This is a genomic window from Streptomyces sp. NPDC001137 (genome assembly GCF_040298885.1).
Lineage (GTDB): Bacteria > Actinomycetota > Actinomycetes > Streptomycetales > Streptomycetaceae > Streptomyces.
In genome coordinates this window covers 1-1,330 of the sequence record NZ_JBEPBA010000063.1, presented here as the reverse complement: position 1 = coordinate 1,330, position 1,330 = coordinate 1, and the positions used below count along the sequence as shown (strand labels likewise).

The 1,330-nt window shown below is 65.5% G+C and carries 1 protein-coding gene; it reads left to right on the top strand.

What is annotated here, in order from left to right:
• Positions 1-50 precede the first annotated feature (50 nt).
• Positions 51-1,303 (top strand): IS3 family transposase gene (locus tag ABT254_RS46445; RefSeq protein WP_351483755.1). Its coding sequence is split into 2 segments (ribosomal slippage): positions 51-333 and positions 333-1,303, totalling 1,254 coding nucleotides; the frame shifts between segments, so codons are not numbered across the junction.
• Positions 1,304-1,330: the final 27 nt, after the last annotated feature.

Below are 1,330 nucleotides of genomic sequence, written 5' to 3'. Positions count from 1 at the left end.
TGAACCGTTCCGGGTTCGGTAGGGACTCGATCGTTTGAGAGGATCGAGTTATGGCACGCCCTTCCCAGTACCCGCTTGAGCTGCGCCGTCGTGCGGTGCGCATGGTCGCCGAGGTGCGGCCGGAGTACGACACCGAGTGGGCCGCGATGAAAGCGGTCGCCCAGAAGCTGGGCATCGGCACGACCGAGACGCTGCGCAAGTGGGTGCGGCAGGACCAGATCGACGCCGGGACCCGTCCGGGCATGACGAGCGAGGAGTCAGCCGAGCTGAAGCGGCTGAAGAAGGAGAACGCCGAGCTGAAACGGGCCAACGACATCCTCAAAGCCGCGGCGTCTTTCTTCGCGGCCGAGCTCGACCGGCCACACGCACGCTCGTAGCGTTCATCGACGAGCACAAGGACCGCTTCGGCGGTGTCGAGCCGATCTGCCGGGTCCTCACCGACCACGACTGCAAGATCGCCCCGTCCACCTACTACGCCCACCACAAACGCCAGGCCGCACCCGCGGCCCGCACCGTCCGCGACGCCGAACTGAAGACCCTGATCACACAGGCGTACGAGGCCAACTACCGTGTCTACGGCGCCCGGAAGATCTGGCGGCACCTGAACCGCCAGGATGTCGCGGTGGCCCGCTGCACCGTTGAGCGCCTCATGCGTGAACTCGGCATCACCGGAGCGGTCCGCGGCAAGAAGGTGATCACTACCATCCCCGACGCGAGCGCGGAGCGGGCCCCGGACCTCGTGGACCGCGACTTCGTCGCCCCCGCCCCGAACCGCTGCTGGGTCGCCGACTTCACTCACGTCGCCACGTTCGCCGGCGTCGTCTACGTCGCCTTCGTCGTGGACACCTTCTCCCGCCGCATCGTCGGCTGGTCAGCAGCCACCTCGAAGGAGACACGGCTCGTCCTGGACGCCCTCGAGATGGCTTTGTGGCAGCGCGACCGAGACGAACGGCCTTACCAGAAAGGCGAGTTGATACATCACTCCGATGCCGGCTCGCAGTACACATCGTTCGCGCTCGCCGAGCACCTCGACCGGGCAGGCATCGCCGCGTCGATCGGATCGGTCGGCGACGCCTATGACAACGCCCTCATGGAATCCACGATCGGCCTGTTCAAGACCGAGTTGATTAAGCCCCGTCGGCCCTGGAAGACGCTTTCCCAGGTCGAACTCGCCACCGCCGAATGGGTCGACTGGTACTGCCACCGCCGACTGCACGGAGAGATCGGGCACATCCCACCCGCCGAATACGAGACCAACCACTACCGCGAAACCACGAAACCCCAGGTCACAGTCACAACCTAGAGTCTCGATCAAACCCGGAACGGTTCA